At 57.1% G+C, this 1,630-nt stretch carries 1 protein-coding gene; it reads right to left on the reverse strand.

Annotated elements, in window-relative coordinates:
* On the reverse strand, positions 1-1,615 hold a 1,615-nt coding region (locus ACXJ5O_RS26260), incomplete at its 3' end, for an ABC transporter ATP-binding protein/permease (RefSeq protein WP_457302470.1).
* Between the last annotated feature and the right edge of the window lie 15 nt (positions 1,616-1,630).

Consider the following 1,630-nt stretch of genomic DNA (forward strand, 5'->3'; position numbering starts at 1 on the left):
CCTCCATACCGTCCAGCGCCTCATCGATCACGACCCAGGTCGGTTTATGCAGTTTGAGCCGCGCGAAAGCGAGAGACTGCTGTTCATCGTCGCTCAATTCCCTGTCCCAGCGTGCCTTGAAGTCGAGCATCGGTTCGAGACGGGTTAAGCCCAGCTCGTGTAGCGCCGAAACTAGTTCCTCATCGGAAAATCCTTCTTTGCCGACAGGATAGGACATCGCCTCACGCAGGCTGCCTGGAGGGAAATAAGGCAGGCGCGGCATAAAAAGAATGTTGGTATTCGCCGGCAGACTGACGGTGCCCGCCCCCCACGGCCAGAGGCCAGCCATGGCACGAAAGAGCAGGGTTCTGTCGATCCCGGGTTCGCTGGTGATCAACACACGCTCGCCCTCCTTGACCACGGCCTTCTTCTCCTTCAGGCGAACCGTCTCGCGCGGGGCCGTGATCTTCAGTTTGTCGAGGACGATCTGGTTCGTCTCAGATTGCGTGAACTTGATCCGTTGTTCGACGCTGCTCTTGATGTCGGTCGCCTGCACGGCCTGCCGGAACGAGGTCACGCGCAGAAGCGTGGCACGCCAGTCGGCGATGGCGCCGAAATTATTGACGAACCACTTCAAGGCATCATGCACCTGGTTGAAGGCCCCGATCGCCGCCATCAATCCGCCAAATGACAGGTTTCCGGCAAAGTAGACGGGCGCTGCCACAAGAATGGGCGCGACAATGGTGATCCAGCCATAACCGGAAGTGACCCAGGTCAGCTGCGTCAGCGCCGTAACCAGCAAGCGGATTGCCGCGAGGAGGCTGTCGATATCAAAACCGATCCGGCGATTCTCGTCAGCCTCTCCTCTATAGAGCGAAATTGCATCGATGTGCTCGTTGACTCGCATTAGCGAAAAACGAAGCTCGGACTCTTTCTGGTAGCGGTCCGCATTGTACCGGATCAATTTACGTCCGACGAGCCAGCTCAGCCACGATGCAGATGCGGCATAGAGGATAGCCGCCCAGACCATGTAACCAGGGATGGAAAAGCTATAACCATAGACATTGAACACGAAACCACTGGAAAATGTCCACAGCACGCCGATGAAGCTCACGAGCAATATCGTAGCCTGCAACAATCCAAACCCGAGGTCAGTCGACATTTCCGAAAGATGCCGCGCATCTTCATGCAGACGCTGGTCGGGATTGACGCCAATTGGTCCAGAGTTTGAGAGCTTGAATGCCCTGCGCGGTTCCAGCCATTCACCGACCAGATCGCGGGTCAGTCCCTCGCGCAGCTTCAGCCGCGTCATCTGGTTCAGCCAGGTTTGTGCGACGTTGAAAACGAGAAGAACCGAAGCGATTGCGAAAAACACCATCAGCTGGTCGACAAATGCCGGGAAATCGCGTCGCGACAGTGAATCGTAAAAAGGGACATTCCAGCGGTTCAGCAGCACCTGGCCCGCTGAGGTGACGATGATGATGCTGACGACGCCGAGAATCATCAGAATCAGGCGGTTACGGACGGGCGATATCCAATAGATATCCAAAATCACGCGCAACTGGGAGAGCAGCCCTGCTTCCACTTCGCCCGCGACCGAGGTGGCTGTGGATCGGCTTGGTTTCTGCTCCGCCATGAGTCTCCCCCGTGG

It is taken from the genome of Phyllobacterium sp. P5_D12, assembly GCF_054049495.1.